We start from the raw sequence: 15,056 nt of genomic DNA, 5'->3' as shown, positions 1-15,056 counted from the left end.
CGCGCCACTGTTCCAGCCCGTAATCCGGCGTTCGGCATCGAAGGTCATGATCGCGAAATCCTCCGCACCCTCGACGATCTGCCGATAGCGCGCCTCGCTCCGCCGGGTTGCCGCTTCGGCATTGGAGCGTTCGATGACCAGGCCGGCGGTCCGCACGACAAAATCCACGATCTCCAGATCGGTAGGCGTCGGCGCGCGCGGCGTGTGATGATACATGGCGAACGTCCCCAGCACCGCGCCATGGGACGACCGGATCGGGATCGACCAGCACGCGCGCAGCCCATGTTCCAGCGCCAGATCGCGAAACCCGACCCACAGGGGATCCACGGCGATATCGGATACGAACACCGGGGTGTTCCGATAGGCCGCGGCGCCGCATGAACCGACGTCGGGCCCGATCGCCAGCCCGTCGATCGCCATATTATAGGCGGCGGGCAGACTGGGCCCAGCACAATGACGAAGGCGGGCCCCCGTTTCGTCGAGCAGGAGAATGGCGGTGAGCAGACCGGAACTGGACAGCTTCTCCACCGTCGCGACGATCGCCTCCAGCGTCTCCGGCAGGGGCGCGTTGCCGACCGCAAGCTCAAGTGCCCGGTTCTGGGCCGCGCTCAGCGCCGCCGCGCGGACCAGCGCAGCCTGGGCATCGGGCGCAAAGGCTTGCTTTGCTTGATCTTTGTCGTCGACCATGGCGGCTCCTTCCGGTCGGGCCTTACCCCCTTGGGCCAGCGCATTCTGACACGGTATCGCGGCGCCGCTGTAACGGCGGTCCCGATATCGCATCACGCTGGCGCATGATCGGCATGGCCTCAGTGGGCAGGAACGTCCGGCTCGTCCCTTTCGCTGCGTCGGATGAACCCTTGGGCCAATACATGATATAAACGTTCTTTCGACAGAGCCTGTGCCACCCAATCCGCGATCAGCGCGGACGCGACCAGGGGCATCATCAGGCCGCGGCTGGCCGTGGTTTCCGAGATGATGATGACGGCGGTCAGTGGCGCGCGCCATCAGCCGGGGTGCATAGCCCATGACCGCGGCCACCGCGGGCGGCCGGGGCGATCCTGTTGGTGGTTCATGCGATCGCGGCGTAGCCCGCCGGCGTCGACAACAGCGGTGCCCACCACCAGCGCGCCGCAATCGTCGCGAACGCCTCATCGGCGCGATCGGCGGCGGCGGCGAAGGCGAGTGCGACGATGCCGATCATGATCGCGCCGCTCAGGATGGCCGCGCGGCCCCGCCAGATGGGCGCGGTCGGCCCGTGGCGACGGATCAATATCGGCGCGCGCTGGGTCGTGGCACGTCGCGCCATGCTCAATCCCCCGCCGGCGCGCTGCTGTTGCCACCGATCACCGCGACGCGCTTTGTCTGAACGTGAGCCATTCCAACACCCGCTTGATCGTACCGCCCTGAACGATGACCGAAAACAGGACGACGACATAGGTTGCCGCCAGGATGATGGAACGTGCGGTCCCATCGGGCAGGCCGAGGGCCAGCGCGATCGAGATGCCGCCGCGCAGACCACCCCAGATCAGGGTGACCGGCGCGATGAGATCGGACCGGTGTGTCAACCGGATGACGCGCAGCGGCAGGAGGACCGATACCAGGCGGGCCGCCAGCGCCAGCGGGATGGCGGCGGCGCCCAGGATCAGCAGCCTCGCGTCGCCCGGAATGGTCACCACCTCCAACCCGATCAGCAGGAACAGGACCGTGTTCAGGATGTCGTCGATCAGATCCCAGAATTTGTGGACATAGTCGCGCGTCGTATCGCTCATCGCGTGGGCGACACCGGCATTGCCGATGATGAGCCCGGCGACGGCCATCGCGACCGGCCCGCTGGCGTGCAGCGGCCGGGCGATGGTGTAGCCGCCCATGACGACGGCAAGGCTGATCAGGACCTCGACCTTGTAGTCGTCGATCGATCGCATCGCGCGGAATGCAATCCAACCGATCGCCAGGCCCAGCAGGACACCGCCTCCGGCCTCGACCGCGAACAGCCGCACACCGTCGGCGGGCGAGAAGGGCGCGCCGGACAGGGCCGAGGCGAGCAGGATGGTGAAGATCACGACGCCGACGCCGTCGTTGAACAGGCTTTCGCCCGCGACCGTCGCTTCCAGCGCGGGGGAGACATTGGCCCGCTTCAGCACGCCCATCACGGAAACCGGGTCGGTCGGGCTGATCAACGCGCCGAACACGAAGCACCAGATTGCGGGCAGGGTGAAGCCGACCATCCGCGCCAGCAGCAGGAATCCGCCCCCGATCAGCACGGTGGAAAACAGAACCCCGATCGTGCTCAGGACCAGGATCGGCCAACGCCCGCGCGCCATTTCGTGCCAGTCGACATGCAGCGCGCCGGCAAACAGCAGGAAGGACAGCATGCCTTCCATCAGCGTGGCGTGAAAGTCGATGCCGGCGATGAAGCGCACGATATCGTGGCCCAGTCCCGCGCCGGGAAAAAGCCGGTCGATCGCGACCACGATCAGCGACGCGACGGCCCCCATGATCGTCAGCCCGATCGAGGATGGCAGCCCGAGGAACCGGAAGTTGAGATAGCCGAGCGCCGCCGCAAGGACGATCAGGATCGCCGCGGCGTCGAGGGGAGTCAACGCCAGACCACCGATCATGCCATCGATCATCGTGCGCCCCGATCGCCCGTCCGCCCGAGACGGGACGGCATCGATCCCGCAAGTACCGGACGATGTTGAATATCGTATCCATGACGCACGCCTATGCCAAACCGATGCGACCACGTCCCACGCTTTTCACGGTGATTGCGCCGGATACCTCTGCAGTTTTCAGGAGGACGACGGACCGCAGCCGAAGCGGCCCGCCATGCAGGCCCCGGCGTCCACAGAAACGCGACCATCACGGAGCATCAGGGATTCGGAGGCGTGTCGCAATTCAAGGGCAGCTAAACCACAGCTTCATGATCGAATTTTCATGCGCGCGTCTCGATCCGCCTGAACATATATGTGCGGGCGGAATGGTCGATCAGCGAAGGCGCGATGTCGGCCAACTGTCCCACGCGGCCTTGCAGACCGGACGCGCGGCACAAGAAGCATGGCAAGGCCGTTGCTCTCCTGCGCTCGACCGGGTCAATCCGTCACGGCAATCGCAACGATAACCGATGCCGCGATCGCTGCCGCCGTTTCCGAAAGGGAGTGGGTGTTCCACTGCCATATCTCCAGCCCGGCATAACCTGGCATGCGGAATGTTGGGACAGCACGAATATCAAACCGGCTGACTATCGTCATGACCGCACGAGCAGCAGGGGCTTGTCACACCATGTCGCCTCGTTTCGGGGCCGATCTACCAGGGGACAGGTAGATCGGCAGGATATGCCGGTGCGGCATGGGATGGTAGCGCGCAAGGATGACCTATCAGAGCGCATCTTCTGCCGACCCTGTGAGCCGCCTGGCGCCGGCCGAACACGATTATCTCCTCAAGCGCGCCGACGACCATCGCCGCATGGCGGAAAAGTCCGAAGATCCGGGTTCGAAGGCGATCCATCTGCGCTTCGAGGAGCTCTATCGGGAACGGGCCAATGCCGGGCTCATGGTATTTTCCGACTAGAGCCTGGCGCAACTATACCAGGAACGCGTTTCCGCTCCAGGCCGTTGATATGTTCGAACCGGTCGTAATTGGGCGGCCTATTAGGACTAGGACGGCGATGAAGGCCGAAACAGCAACGCTTCCGGGTACGATGGCGCTGGCCGGCCGTACCGACTGCGTCGGCCGGCGCGTCTGCCATCGGCAAGGCGGAGCCGGTTGCGGCGTCGTTCCATGAACGACCGAAGCCCATCCATTCCACAAGGAACCCCATGATGAACAAGGATGAATTCCAAGGCGGCGCCCGGTATCTCGGCGGTAAGGTCGAGAAGGCGGTTGGAGATGTGGCGGACAGCCGCGAGTGGAAGGTCGACGGCGTCGTCGATCAGGTCGCAGGTGGCGCGCAGCATCTCTACGGCCGTGCGAAGTCCATCATCGGCGACGTGATCGACAGCGCGCCCGCGCTGGCGGACACGGCGCGGGAGCAGCTGGAGATCGCCGGCGCGCGCATCGCCGATCGGGCACAGACAGGCGGAAAGGCTGCGGCGCGGACCGTTCAGGATAGGCGCGTACTCTGGGTGACGGCGGCGGCGATGCTCGGCTACGGCATCGCCTGGCTCGTTCATGCGCGACGCGACTGACCGTCATGGCCGAAGCGTCGTTCAAAAGCCTGCGGGAAACCGCCGATCTGCGCCATCTGCGCCAGATCATCGTCGGTCTCGACGAGGGCGTGATCCTGATCGATCCCGACCAGAGCCTGCTCTGGGCGAACGATGCCGCCCTGGCGATGCACGGCGTCGGCGACATCGCCGATCTTGGCGCGACCGTTGACGAATATCGCGCGCGATTCCAGCTCCGCTACCGCAACAATCACCGGCTGGAAGCAGACGACTATCCGGTCGAACGGGTCGTCGCCGGCGACTCCTTTTCGGAAGTCGTGGTCGAAGTGACGGCCGCCGGCGAAGATGCGCCGCGCTGGGTCCACCAGGTCCGCAGTCTCGTGCTCAACGATACGGACGATGGCGAGCCCGCCTGCCTGGTGCTCATCGTGCAGGATGTGTCCGCCCGCTATGAAGCAGAGGACCGTTTCGAACAGTCGTTCAACGCCAACCCCGCACCGGCCGTCATCTGCCGCCTGAACGACTTGCGGTTCGTGAAGGTCAATCAGGGTTTCCTGGAAATGACCGGCTACCAGCGCGATCAGGTGCTGTGCAAGACGGTGTACGACATCGACGTTCTCCGGGAAGCCGACCGCCGCGATCTTGCCAAAGAACGGCTCGGCGAAGGGCGCACCATTCCGCAGATGGAAGCTGAACTCGAACTTGCGGAAGGCGGGACGAAGCTCGTCATCGTTGCGGGGCAGCCGATCGACCTGGGTGACCAGCCCTGCATGCTGTTCACCTTCGCGGACCTGGAGCCGCGCCGAAAGGCGGAAGGGGCGCTCAGGCACAGCGAAGAGCGCTTCACGCGGACATTCCAGATGGCACCGGTGCCGATGGCGATCGGCGCGCGTGACGGCCATCTGCTTTGCGAGGTGAACGCCAGTTTCACGGCCCTTACGGGCTATGCCGCGACCGAGATCATTGGCCGGCCGCTCGGCGACGTCGAGCTGTGGGAGAGCAGCGCCGTCCGGGCGGAGATCGAGGCGTCGATCGAAGGCGGACAGGACCTGCGCAGTCACGAGGCCCGGATCCGTGCCAAGGATCAAACGACGATCGACTGCATCGTGTCGACCGAATCGATCCGGCTGGGCGACGATGCCTGCGTGCTGTGGGCGTTCCAGGACATCACGCAGCGCAAGGCCACCGAACTCGAACTGGTCAAGGCGATCGAGGCGGTGATGAAGGATACCAGCTGGTTCAGCCGCTCGATCATGGACAAGCTGGTCCGGCTGCGGGCGCCGTTGTCCGGCACCGATGGACCGGGCCTCGACGACCTCACGGCGCGCGAGCGCGAGGTGCTGGCGCTGATCTGTCGCGGCTATGACGACAAGAAGATCGCACGCGCGCTGGACGTCGCCGGCAACACGGTTCGCAACCACGTCGCGCGGATCTACGCCAAGATCGGCGTCAATCGCCGCATCGCCGCCGTCGCCTGGGCCCGGGCCCGTGGTTTTGACGGTGAAGGTATCGCGCCCGAACGACCCGATCAGGAGACCGCAGCATGACGGTGAAGCCGACAACCGGGGGCAAGGTTTCCACGAAGAAGGTGGCCGCTGAACGCGAGATCAAGGGCTCGGTTCAGGAGGCGATCGGCAAGCTTATCGGCGACGATGCCGTGCAGGAGCGTGGCGCCGCCGAAAAGAAAGCAGGTGCAGCCGAAGCTGCCCGCGACCCGAAATCCTCGCGGTCCCGACCGCGATGACATGTACCAACAGCATAGGAGTTACCATGGCGACCCACATGACCACCGGCCTCGCGCCGACGGACGAAACATATACCGGCAAGACGATCACCCGTTTGTCGTGGGGATCGATCTTTGCCGGTGTCGTCATCGCCGTGGCCGTGCAGCTTGTGCTCGGTATTCTGGGTGCCGGGATCGGCCTGACGATGGTCGATCCGGTCGAAGGCACGACCCCCGGTGCGGCAGGATTCGGGATCGGTGCGGGCATCTACTGGCTCATCACGACCATCATAGCCTTGGGCGCCGGTGGATACGCGGCGGCACGCGTGGCCGGCGCGCATGATCGTTTCGATGCACTCGTTCACGGCCTTGTGGTGTGGGGCGTCACGTTGATCCTGACGCTGTATCTCCTGACCTCAGCGGTCGGCGGGATCATCGGCGGTGCGTTCCGCACGGTCGGTGCCGTTGCCGGCGCAGCAGGATCGACCGTAGCCGCAGCCGCTCCGGCAGCCGCGTCGGTTGCCGGTCTGGACCAGAATGAAGTGCGCAGTCAGGCCGCGGCGTATCTGTCGGACGCCCCGAGCGATCCCGCGCAGATGACCGCGGAGCAGGCACAAAAGGAAATCGCACGAGAACTGCCCGCATTGGCGCGGGGTGGCGCGGACGCTCGGCAGGCTGAAGGCCGTATCGTCGACATCGTCGCCGCGCAGCGCAAGATCAGCCGTCCCGAGGCGCAGGCGCAGGTCGCACGCGCCAAGCAGCAGTTCATCCAGACCAAGAATGAGACGATCGCGACCGCGAAATCGGCAACCGACCAGGCCGCTGGTGCTGCGGCAGGGACGTCGTTCGTTCTCGTGCTGGCGCTGCTCATCGGCGCGGCGGCCTCGGGGCTTGGCGCCACCGCGGCAACCCGTCGCCGGCTGCGCTGATCATTGGCAGCAGGTCCGCCGATGCGGCCGTGTTGGGCGCGTCGGGCGAGACCAAGAAGACCTGACCGGGTCGGCAGCGATACGGATATTCCCGGTGCAACGGGCTTCGCTGCCCCCTCCACACTGTCCCTTTCATTCACGGAGCAATCATGAACACCGATATTCTCAGCGGTTCTGCCACGGATCTTGGTGGCAAGATCAAGGAAACCATCGGAGGCGCCATCGGCGACAAGCGCTTGCAGAGCGAAGGTGCGGTCGATCAACTTGGCGGCACCGTGCAAAAGACCATCGGGGAAGCGCGCGATGCCGTCGAAGGCAGCGTTCGCCCGCTGATCGACTATGTCCGCCAGTTCTCGCGCGAGCGCCCGTTCACCGCGGCCGCCGTCGCCGGTGTGCTGGGCATTGCGATCGTCAACACGCTGCGCGGCAGGTAATCGCATCGCGGGAGGCAGGGGCTGATCCACGCCCCTGCCGATCCGCTGGACACAGAAGCGGGATCCTCCAGGGCGCAGCTTACTTCCGCGGTAGCGTGGCGCCGAACAGACTGCGCAGCGTCAGGGCCTTGCGCAGCATGGGCAGCGATGCGGTGGTTGTGACGTGGATCGTTGCGGTGTCGCCGCCCGCCAGATCGAAGGCGTTATCGGACAGGGTTGCGCCCAGCCCCGCAAAGTCGATCCACACGCCGCGCGCCAGGGACCGCGCGGAAACCGTCAGCCTATATCCACCACCGGCGGCCGGTGAGACCGTGCCGCTCAGCTGCGGATCGACCAGCGCGAGATCCTTGGCCTTGGCGAAATAGACGAACTTGCGTGCGACGACCGCGTCGTTTTCGATCAGTTCCGCGATCGCGACCGAGCGGGCGGGGTCGGCCCCCTGCAACAGATCGGCATCGGCGAGCGCCGCGAGCGGAGTCGCCGCGAGCGGCGCTGCGCTGACCTGCCCGCTGCGGTCCGACCGCAGGCGCCCGTCGCGGTCGACGACGCGCAGGCGCCAGCGTGCCGGCCAGGCGGCACGCCGATCCGAAATCAGCGTCAGTCGGGTCGTTCCCGCCACCCGCTCCGCCCCGATCGTCACCGGCGCGTAGAAGCGCCTGGCGCGGTAATGGCTGGCTTTCCAGCGGTTGTGGAAGTCGATGCTGCCCCAGGCCTGCCCTGCCCAGACGGAATTGATCAGTCCCGGCCATGTGTCGTTGAGCGTCCAGTACAGCGTTCCCATGGTCTGAGGCCGCGCCGCACGCTGGTGCAGGACCGCCATCTCCAATCCCTCGGCCTGATAAAGCTGGCTGAGATAGACATAGTCGACGAACGATCGCGGCTCGCCATAATCCGCGCGCAGATAGCCCAGGATGCGGCCATTGCCCTTGCCGCTGTCATAGGCACTGCCGCTGATCTGGACGGGCATGTCCTCCGGCCGCACCGGTGCGAGGAAGGACCGGACCGTCCGCATGTCGGGCATCGATTGCAGCCCGAATTCGGACATGAAGCGCGGTGTCGTCGTCAGGTAGTTCTCCAGCGGCGAGCGCGCCCAGACGTCCCAATAATGCACGTCGCCATCGGTCATCTGTTCCGACGGGCCGTCATAGTCGGTGGTGGGAGAACCACCGAAATACGGTGTCGCCGGCGAATAGCGGGCGACCACCGCGCGCAGATCCTTGTCGAACAGCCGCCGGATGCTGGCGCCGAACGCCTCCTGCTGGTCGGGCGTCATCGACGCCTTGAACGCCTTGCGGTCGCCCCAATTCTCCCAGCCGGTCTGCACTTCGTTATTGCCGACCCACATGACGAGCGAGGGATGGTCGCGGAGGCGGCGGACCTGATCGACCGCTTCCAGCCGCGTGTTTTCATGATAGGCTGGATCGTCGGTCGGGATGGCGTTGCCGAACATGAAATCCTGCCACAGCATCAGGCCCAGCCGGTCGGCTTTCCGGTACAGCGCGTCATCGGGATAATAGCCGCCGCCCCAGATGCGCAGCATGTTCATGTTGGCGGCCATCGCCGCTTCCAGAACCGCATCGGTACGTGCGGCGGGCACGCGCGAGCCGAAGCTGTCCGCGGGTTCGAGATTGGCGCCCTTGGCGAAGATCGGCACGCCATTGACGACGAACGCCATGCTGCGGCCCCAGCGATCCCGTTCGCGGCGGAGTTCGACCGTGCGCAGGCCGATATCATGCGTGGTGCGGCCGATTTCCCGCCCGTCGGCCACGATCGTCGCGGTTACGGTATACAGGTCCGGACGGCCATAGCCGACCGGCCACCAGCGCTGCGGGCGTTCGATCCGCGCGGGGAGGGTGATCGGATTGGTTCCGGCGAACAGCGTCACGCGCCGCGAAATCGTCTGGATCGCGCTGTCGGGCGCGGTGATGTCCACCTTGACCTCCACCGGCTGCGGTGCGGTCGCGACGACCTCGACCACCGCATCCAGCACCGCGGCTTCGTCATCGAGATGGATCTGGTCGACGTGGAGATCGGCGAGCCGGACGCTGTCATACGCTTCCAGCCGCACCGGTTTCCAGATGCCGATCGCGACCAGTCGCGGCGTGAAGTCCCAGCCATAATGATAGGCCGCCTTGCGCACGTAGTTGGCGGTCTGCCGCCCCTTCGGCTCATCGCCGAACGCGGAATCATAGGCGCCGGGCAACGGCGTTTTCAGCGCCATGACCATCGGTTGCAGCCTGGTAATGGGCGATTCGAAATCGACTTCGACCGTGTTGCGACCGGGCTTGAGCAAGGATTTGGCGGGGATCCGCCAGGTACGGAACATGTTGTCGGCCCGGCCCGCCACGACGCCGTTGATGCTGATGGTGGCGAAGGTATCGAGCCCTTCAAACACCAGATCGATGTTGCCGCGCGCCAGCCACGCCGCGTCAAGATCGAGCTGTTGTCGGTATTGCCAGTTGGACAGCCCGACCCATTGCGCCGCGCGCTCGCCTTCGCCGCGCCAGGGATCCGCGATCAGCCCCTTGGCCAGCAGGTCGGTCTGCACGGTTCCGGGCACCGTGGCGGACAGCCAGCGCGTGGCAGCGCGATGGTCGGTCGCCTTCGGATGTGCGGGATCAAGCCGGACCTGCCACCCGTGATCGAGCAGGCGAACGGCTGGCGCGGTCGGCGCCTGCGCGGCGGCAAGGACGGGCATCAGGCTCAAGCCGAGACCCAGCAACAGTCGGTGGAAAAGCATCATGCCCGAGATGTGGCACGAGTCGACGCGGCTGTCGATTTGAATTGGTATTTCTTTGGTAGCTTGAAAACATCACCGTCGGTGCCGTTGATCACCGATCGCATGCCTGATGCGGACGGCGGGCAGTGGGGTTGTGATCGCCCCCGGTCGATCCGCTCAGGATCTTGTGGTTGCGCGGGTAGCCAGCACCTTGTCGATCTTGCGCCCGTCGATATCCACGATCTCGAACCGCCAGTCGCGATCGCGGAAGGTTTCGCCGACCTTCGGCAGATGGCGCAGCACGGACAGCGCATAACCCGCGACCGTCGCATAGTCGCGATCCTCCGGCAGGGAAAAACCCAGCCGATCGGCCATCGTATCGGCCGCGCAGGAGCCGGACAGCAGGAAACTGCCATCCTCGCGTTCGTGGATCGGCGGGTCGCTGTCGTCGTCGCGGTCCGACGCGAAGGCACCGACGATCGCCGCCAGCAGATCGGCGGGGGTCACCAGCCCTTCGAAATGTCCATATTCATCATGGACCAGCGCGACCGGCACCTCCGCTTCGCGCAGCACGCCCAGCACGTCCATGGCATCCATCCGGTCGGTCACCACCGGCGCATCGCGGATCAGCGCGCGAAGATCGATGGTCTCACCCGCGATGAGCGCCGCGACGAGATCGCGCGCCTCGACGATCCCGATGATTTCATCCACCGAGCCGCTGGCGACGGGAATCCGGCTGTGCGGCATCTGTGCCAACCGCATCGCCAATGTTTCCGGTTCCGCATCCAGATCAATCCATGCGACGTCGATCCGCGGGGTCATCACCTCGCGCACCGGGCGGTCGGCCAGGCGCACGACCCCGCTGATGATCGCGCGCTCGCTCTCCTCGATCACGCCGGCGTTGGAGGCTTCGGCCACGATCATGTGGAGTTCCTCCGCCGTGACATGATTTTCGGATTCGCGATCGAGCCGCAGCAGCTTGAAGATCAGGAGGCTGGTGCCGTCCAGCAGCCACACGAACGGCGCGGTGCCATAGGCCATGCCGCGCATGACCGGCGCCATGACCACCGCGATCGATTCCGGCGCGCGCAAGGCAAATTGTTTCGGCACCAGTTCGCCGATGATCAGCGAGACATAGGTCGTGAGCGCGATGACGAAGCCGAAACCCCAACTGGCCGGGATCCCGATCATCGCGAGCCGTGCGCCGACCGGCCCACCAAGGCTGGACCCGGAATAGGCGCCCGCGACGATCCCGATCAGGGTGATCCCGATCTGCACCGTCGACAGGAAACGCCCGGGGTCGCCGGCCAGCGTCAGCGCGGTGCGGGCGCCGCGCCGGCCGCTGCGCGCCATTGCTTCCAGCCGCGGCTTGCGCGCGGAGACGATCGCGAGTTCGGACATGGCGAACAGGCCGTTGAGCGCGATCAACGCCAGGATGATCGCGAGGTCGATCCACGGGAAGGGGGCAAGGGCGTCGGTCATGGGCGCAGCCCGTCTTTGAACGAAAGCTGTCGATCCGACAACAACCCGATCAGCCCGCGTTCACCTGCATTGGTGGAACATCCACGCAGACACCGGTTCGCCGGCAGATTTCGTTCATCAGGGGAGCCCGTTCCATGCGCCATATCAAGATCATTGCCGCCGCCATGCTGGTGCTGACCACCACGACCGCCTGTGTCACCGACCCGGAAACCGGGCAGCGCACGGTATCCAAGGCCGCGATCGGCGCGGGTCTGGGCGGGCTGGGCGGGTTGTTGGCAGGCGACGTGCTGGGCGGCCGACGGGACCGGACCGAAAAGATCCTGGGCGCGGGGATCGGTGCGATCGCCGGCGGCGCGGTCGGCGGCTATATGGATCGGCAGGAACAGCGACTGCGCCAGCAGACCGCCGGGACCGGGGTCGAGGTGCGTCGCGAAGGCGATGAACTGTTGCTCAACATTCCGTCCGGCATCACGTTCGATACGAATAGCTATGCGATCCAGCCACAGTTCCGCGCCACGCTCGACAAGGTGGCCGCGACGCTGTCGGAATATGACCAGACGTTGGTGGATATCTACGGCCATACGGATTCCACCGGCAACGATGCCATCAACCTGCCGCTGTCGCGTAACCGCGCGCAGTCGGTCGCGGACTATCTGACGACGCGGGGTGTTCAGGCGGCGCGCCTGGCGACGCAGGGGTTCGGCGCCGCCCAGCCGGTCGCGTCGAACGATACGCCGGATGGCCGGGCGCAGAACCGCCGCGTCGAGATCAAGATCGTTCCGGTCCGCGACGATCGCGGATAGGCGGGCCGTCCCGATCCGGTGGTGATCACATCAGCTTGTCGCTGACGTCTGCCTGCCCATGTTGCCAATAGCCGGACGCCTTGGTCCAGGCGAGCGGATGGCCGCGGGTGTCCACGATGAGGGCGCGGGCGGCGCGGGCGACGCTGGCTTCCGCGGCGATCCAGACGAAGCCGTCGCCGGGCGGGAACGGAACGTCGGCGATGGCGGCCAACACCGGGGCGGGGTCGTTCGACCGGTCCTCGCCGCGATGCACCCAGATCATGGTCAGATTCGCGCGGGTTTCGAAGGATTGCTCCTCGTCCGGGCCGGTTACGGCGGCGATGACCGTCACCGGGACGTCGGCGCGCAGTTCGGATAGGCGGCGGCCGATGGCGGGCAGCGCGGTTTCGTCGCCCACCATGAGATACCAGTCAAAATCGTCCGGGACGATCGCGGATCCGCGCGGGCCGCCGATCCCGATCCGATCGCCGGGGGCCGCGTTCATCGCCCAGGCGGTGGCGGGGCCGGCATCGTGCAGCGCAAAATCGATCGCCAGCGTGCCGGCCGCGACGTCGAACAGGCGGGGGGTGTAATCCCGCATCGGCGGCCGCGGCCCCTCGCCGGGGGCACCGGGTTCCCCCGGACCGGCGCCGGGCGTGCCGAGCAGCAGCTTGACGTGATCATCGAACCCCGCGCTGTCGAAACCGGTGAGATCGCCGGTCAGATGGATGCGGAGCATTTTCGGGGTGAGCGGCGTCACCCCGGTGACGGTGAGCGTGCGCCGGCGCAGTTCGTGACGGACGCGGCGGATTTCGTGGAGAGTCATGCAGGGCTCCTGGGTGTGTCGGTGAACCGTGTTGGGATGGCCTACAGCCGTTCGATCTTGCTTGCGGCCTCGTCGATCAGCGCGGCGACATCGAGCAACGTCGCCTTGTCCGCGCCTTCGTCCGTCAGGCGATTGTGGAGTGCGAGCTTGAGATTCTGCATGGCGCGGCGGATGGGGGCGGCGTCGGTTTTCTCCGTGATCGTCGCTAATGTATCGAGCCGGGCGAGCGCGACCCGGACGTCCGCCTCGCGTTCGACCAGCAGGGCACGGCCCTGATCGGTGATCGCGACCAGCTTCCGCGTGCCCGCGGCTTCGCGTTCTTCGGCAAGGCCGGCGTCGAGCAGCAGGGTGAGCGTCGGATAGACGACGCCCGGGCTGGGTGCGTATGCGCCGCCGGTGCGTGCCTCGATGGCGCGGATCAGGTCATAGCCGTGGCGGGGTTGTTCGGTGATCAGCGCCAACAGCACGAGCCGCATTTCGCCGGAGTCGAAGACCCGTGGTCTTCCACCGCCGCGACCACCGCGGCCGCGATGCCCGCCACCGGCGAAAGCGTCGGAGCCGCCAAAGCCATCGTCGCCGAAACGACCACGGCGGGGGTGAGATGTTCGATTCATGGAGATCATGATTGCATTCCGTTGTGTCTTGATGCCGCTAAGATATATCTTAAAACGATCGAGTCAAGACGCTTTTGGCTGTGGCGCTACGATCGAAAGGAAAAAGCCGCATTCGCCGGCGCACGCTGTGTGCAGCTTCAGGATCAGCCCTGTCGGTTTTGCGCGGGGAACAGGCTGTCCACGATCCGTGGCGCACTCCCAATCGTGCCAACGCCGTTCTATTTCGGGACGGATGGAGAAAAATCGCCACCCGGCCGTTGATTGCGGGAGGCCTTAACGGCCCTCAGACAGGAGAAGATATGTCCGTTCGGTACGTTCTGCGTCCGCAGATCATCAACCATCAAGCGACGGGGCGGTTTCGCCTGGTTTCGCTGCGCAGCAAGACGCCGGGCATCGGCCATAACCGGCCATCCCGCTTGACCGCGGGCATGAGCCTGCTGATCATCGGTATCGTAAGCCTGATGCTGTGGATGGTGATCCTGGCGGTCGTCGCCTGACGACCAGCGGGCGCCTGCGTCAGTAGGAACCCTTGGCCAGCAAGACACTGGGTATGGTGTTCAGCAGAATGCGAATGTCGAGCTTCAGGGACTTGGATCGGCTGTAGGCCACGTCAAGGGCGACGCGGCGGCGATAGGTCGTGTCGTTCCGCCCGCTGATCTGCCAGAGCCCGGTGATCCCGGGCTTCACACTGCAATAATGCGTGATGTAGCGACCGTAGCGGGCCTTTTCCTTCTCCACGATGGGGCGCGGACCCACCAGGCTCATCTCCCCTTTCAGAACATTGAAGAACTGCGGCAATTCGTCGATGCTGCTCTTGCGCAGGAATCGGCCGATGCCGATGATGCGGGGATCGTCCTTCAACTTGTGGTCACGGTCCCACTGCGCGCGCGCTTCCGGGTCGGTCAGCAGCAACTCGGTCAGCCGCGCATCCGCGTCGCGCACCATCGTCCGGAATTTGTAGCAGGGAAAATAGCGGCCGCGATGGCCGAGGCGTGATTGCTTGAACAGCACCGGACCCGGATCCGAGACGAACACCGCGATCGACACCAGGATCAGCAGCGGCAGCAGGAACAGGATCGACAGAAGGGCCACGACGATATCGAGCGCACGCGTGGCGATTCGAGACGCGGACCGGGGATGCGGCGGAATATCGACGAACAGGAACGGATCGGTATCCTCGCCTACCGTCGTGACATTCCGCATCGGCGACCCCATTTCAAACCCTGAAAACAGTATCTTGGCACTCATTGCGACCGAATACGGCCGGAATGACGACCTGTTCGGCCGATCCTGCCGCCACGATCACGATCCCCCCAATGAGCGGTTTACCCAAGATCGTGGAAGCGGCGTTAATCCGACCCACACCGGATTCCAAAGCGGAATC

The 15,056-nt window shown here is 65.5% G+C and carries 17 protein-coding genes and 1 pseudogene; 8 read left to right on the top strand and 10 right to left on the bottom strand.

All coding sequences use genetic code 11. From position 1 onward, the window contains the following. The 5 genes and pseudogenes from VF649_RS02050 to VF649_RS02035 form a co-directional block, all read right to left on the bottom strand. Nucleotides 1-687: GAF domain-containing protein (locus tag VF649_RS02050; RefSeq protein ID WP_331010295.1), on the bottom strand; the 687-nt coding region annotated here is incomplete at its 3' end. Between the two features lie 119 nt (nucleotides 688-806). Further along, nucleotides 807-1,001: pseudogene (locus VF649_RS15185) on the bottom strand (chloride channel protein); the annotation flags it as partial. A 68-nt stretch (nucleotides 1,002-1,069) separates the two neighbouring features. Continuing rightward, nucleotides 1,070-1,306: a hypothetical protein gene (locus tag VF649_RS02045; RefSeq protein ID WP_331010294.1), complete on the bottom strand. Its 237-nt coding sequence runs from the start codon at nucleotides 1,304-1,306 to the stop codon at nucleotides 1,070-1,072. Between the two features lie 37 nt (nucleotides 1,307-1,343). Further along, nucleotides 1,344-2,618: a sodium:proton antiporter gene (locus tag VF649_RS02040; RefSeq protein WP_331010293.1), complete on the bottom strand. Its 1,275-nt coding sequence runs from the start codon at nucleotides 2,616-2,618 to the stop codon at nucleotides 1,344-1,346. A 471-nt stretch (nucleotides 2,619-3,089) separates the two neighbouring features. Further along, nucleotides 3,090-3,248 (bottom strand): hypothetical protein, encoded by a 159-nt coding sequence (locus VF649_RS02035; RefSeq protein ID WP_331010292.1) that lies wholly within the window; start codon nucleotides 3,246-3,248, stop codon nucleotides 3,090-3,092. Between the two features lie 118 nt (nucleotides 3,249-3,366). Between VF649_RS02035 and VF649_RS02030 the strand changes: the two genes are divergently transcribed. The 6 genes from VF649_RS02030 (at nucleotide 3,367) to VF649_RS02005 (ending at nucleotide 7,249) form a co-directional block, all read left to right on the top strand. Then, complete coding sequence (locus VF649_RS02030; protein ID WP_331010291.1) at nucleotides 3,367-3,567, top strand: hypothetical protein; 201 nt, start codon at nucleotides 3,367-3,369, stop codon at nucleotides 3,565-3,567. 251 nt (nucleotides 3,568-3,818) lie between these two features. Beyond that, complete coding sequence (locus VF649_RS02025; RefSeq protein WP_331010290.1) at nucleotides 3,819-4,184, top strand: CsbD family protein; 366 nt, start codon at nucleotides 3,819-3,821, stop codon at nucleotides 4,182-4,184. Nucleotides 4,185-4,189: 5 nt separating this feature from the next. Then, nucleotides 4,190-5,710 (top strand): PAS domain S-box protein, encoded by a 1,521-nt coding sequence (locus VF649_RS02020; protein WP_331010289.1) that lies wholly within the window; start codon nucleotides 4,190-4,192, stop codon nucleotides 5,708-5,710. Then, a complete protein-coding gene (locus tag VF649_RS02015) occupies nucleotides 5,707-5,907 on the top strand; it encodes a hypothetical protein (protein ID WP_331010288.1) in 201 nt (66 codons plus the stop codon). Before VF649_RS02020 ends, VF649_RS02015 begins: the two co-directional genes overlap by 4 nt. Nucleotides 5,908-5,933: 26 nt before the next feature. After that, nucleotides 5,934-6,815, top strand: a complete 882-nt coding sequence (locus VF649_RS02010; RefSeq protein ID WP_331010287.1) for a hypothetical protein — start codon at nucleotides 5,934-5,936, stop codon at nucleotides 6,813-6,815. Nucleotides 6,816-6,964: 149 nt separating this feature from the next. After that, nucleotides 6,965-7,249, top strand: coding sequence for a CsbD family protein (locus tag VF649_RS02005; protein WP_331010286.1), 285 nt, complete (start codon nucleotides 6,965-6,967; stop codon nucleotides 7,247-7,249). 79 nt (nucleotides 7,250-7,328) lie between these two features. Here VF649_RS02005 and VF649_RS02000 read toward each other — a convergent pair whose 3' ends face one another. Next, entirely contained in the window at nucleotides 7,329-9,989 is a 2,661-nt protein-coding gene (locus VF649_RS02000; RefSeq protein ID WP_331010285.1) for a beta-mannosidase, read from the bottom strand. A 156-nt stretch (nucleotides 9,990-10,145) separates the two neighbouring features. Then, the gene (locus VF649_RS01995) at nucleotides 10,146-11,450 is read right to left on the bottom strand and encodes a hemolysin family protein (protein ID WP_331010284.1); all 1,305 of its coding nucleotides are present in this window, start codon (nucleotides 11,448-11,450) and stop codon (nucleotides 10,146-10,148) included. A gap of 134 nt (nucleotides 11,451-11,584) precedes the next feature. Between VF649_RS01995 and VF649_RS01990 the strand changes: the two genes are divergently transcribed. Further along, the gene (locus VF649_RS01990) at nucleotides 11,585-12,253 is read left to right on the top strand and encodes an OmpA family protein (RefSeq protein WP_331010283.1); all 669 of its coding nucleotides are present in this window, start codon (nucleotides 11,585-11,587) and stop codon (nucleotides 12,251-12,253) included. A 25-nt stretch (nucleotides 12,254-12,278) separates the two neighbouring features. Here VF649_RS01990 and VF649_RS01985 read toward each other — a convergent pair whose 3' ends face one another. Next, nucleotides 12,279-13,058 carry a siderophore-interacting protein gene (locus tag VF649_RS01985; protein WP_331010282.1) on the bottom strand — a complete coding sequence of 260 codons (780 nt, stop codon included), beginning with the start codon at nucleotides 13,056-13,058 and terminating at the stop codon, nucleotides 12,279-12,281. Between the two features lie 41 nt (nucleotides 13,059-13,099). Then, entirely contained in the window at nucleotides 13,100-13,534 is a 435-nt protein-coding gene (locus tag VF649_RS01980; protein ID WP_331010281.1) for a PadR family transcriptional regulator, read from the bottom strand. A gap of 437 nt (nucleotides 13,535-13,971) precedes the next feature. Between VF649_RS01980 and VF649_RS01975 the strand changes: the two genes are divergently transcribed. Beyond that, entirely contained in the window at nucleotides 13,972-14,169 is a 198-nt protein-coding gene (locus tag VF649_RS01975) for a hypothetical protein (protein WP_331010280.1), read from the top strand. 19 nt (nucleotides 14,170-14,188) lie between these two features. Here VF649_RS01975 and VF649_RS01970 read toward each other — a convergent pair whose 3' ends face one another. After that, nucleotides 14,189-14,875, bottom strand: coding sequence for a sugar transferase (locus VF649_RS01970; protein WP_331010279.1), 687 nt, complete (start codon nucleotides 14,873-14,875; stop codon nucleotides 14,189-14,191). Nucleotides 14,876-15,056: the final 181 nt, after the last annotated feature.

Origin of the sequence: Sphingomonas sp. (genome assembly GCF_036387535.1) — a bacterium.
GTDB lineage: Bacteria > Pseudomonadota > Alphaproteobacteria > Sphingomonadales > Sphingomonadaceae > Sphingomonas_R.
The sequence above is the reverse complement of the archived record's forward strand: the minus strand, read 5'-3'. Positions and strand labels throughout refer to the sequence as shown.

Coding starts and splice junctions, on each gene's coding strand:
- VF649_RS02045 (WP_331010294.1), bottom strand. CDS start 1,306: ATGGCGCGACGTGCCACGACCCAGCGCGCGCCGATATTGATCCGTCGC.
- VF649_RS02040 (WP_331010293.1), bottom strand. CDS start 2,618: ATGATCGGTGGTCTGGCGTTGACTCCCCTCGACGCCGCGGCGATCCTG.
- VF649_RS02035 (WP_331010292.1), bottom strand. CDS start 3,248: ATGACGATAGTCAGCCGGTTTGATATTCGTGCTGTCCCAACATTCCGC.
- VF649_RS02030 (WP_331010291.1), top strand. CDS start 3,367: ATGACCTATCAGAGCGCATCTTCTGCCGACCCTGTGAGCCGCCTGGCG.
- VF649_RS02025 (WP_331010290.1), top strand. CDS start 3,819: ATGAACAAGGATGAATTCCAAGGCGGCGCCCGGTATCTCGGCGGTAAG.
- VF649_RS02020 (WP_331010289.1), top strand. CDS start 4,190: ATGGCCGAAGCGTCGTTCAAAAGCCTGCGGGAAACCGCCGATCTGCGC.
- VF649_RS02015 (WP_331010288.1), top strand. CDS start 5,707: ATGACGGTGAAGCCGACAACCGGGGGCAAGGTTTCCACGAAGAAGGTG.
- VF649_RS02010 (WP_331010287.1), top strand. CDS start 5,934: ATGGCGACCCACATGACCACCGGCCTCGCGCCGACGGACGAAACATAT.
- VF649_RS02005 (WP_331010286.1), top strand. CDS start 6,965: ATGAACACCGATATTCTCAGCGGTTCTGCCACGGATCTTGGTGGCAAG.
- VF649_RS02000 (WP_331010285.1), bottom strand. CDS start 9,989: ATGCTTTTCCACCGACTGTTGCTGGGTCTCGGCTTGAGCCTGATGCCC.
- VF649_RS01995 (WP_331010284.1), bottom strand. CDS start 11,450: ATGACCGACGCCCTTGCCCCCTTCCCGTGGATCGACCTCGCGATCATC.
- VF649_RS01990 (WP_331010283.1), top strand. CDS start 11,585: ATGCGCCATATCAAGATCATTGCCGCCGCCATGCTGGTGCTGACCACC.
- VF649_RS01985 (WP_331010282.1), bottom strand. CDS start 13,058: ATGACTCTCCACGAAATCCGCCGCGTCCGTCACGAACTGCGCCGGCGC.
- VF649_RS01980 (WP_331010281.1), bottom strand. CDS start 13,534: ATGCGGCTCGTGCTGTTGGCGCTGATCACCGAACAACCCCGCCACGGC.
- VF649_RS01975 (WP_331010280.1), top strand. CDS start 13,972: ATGTCCGTTCGGTACGTTCTGCGTCCGCAGATCATCAACCATCAAGCG.
- VF649_RS01970 (WP_331010279.1), bottom strand. CDS start 14,875: ATGCGGAATGTCACGACGGTAGGCGAGGATACCGATCCGTTCCTGTTC.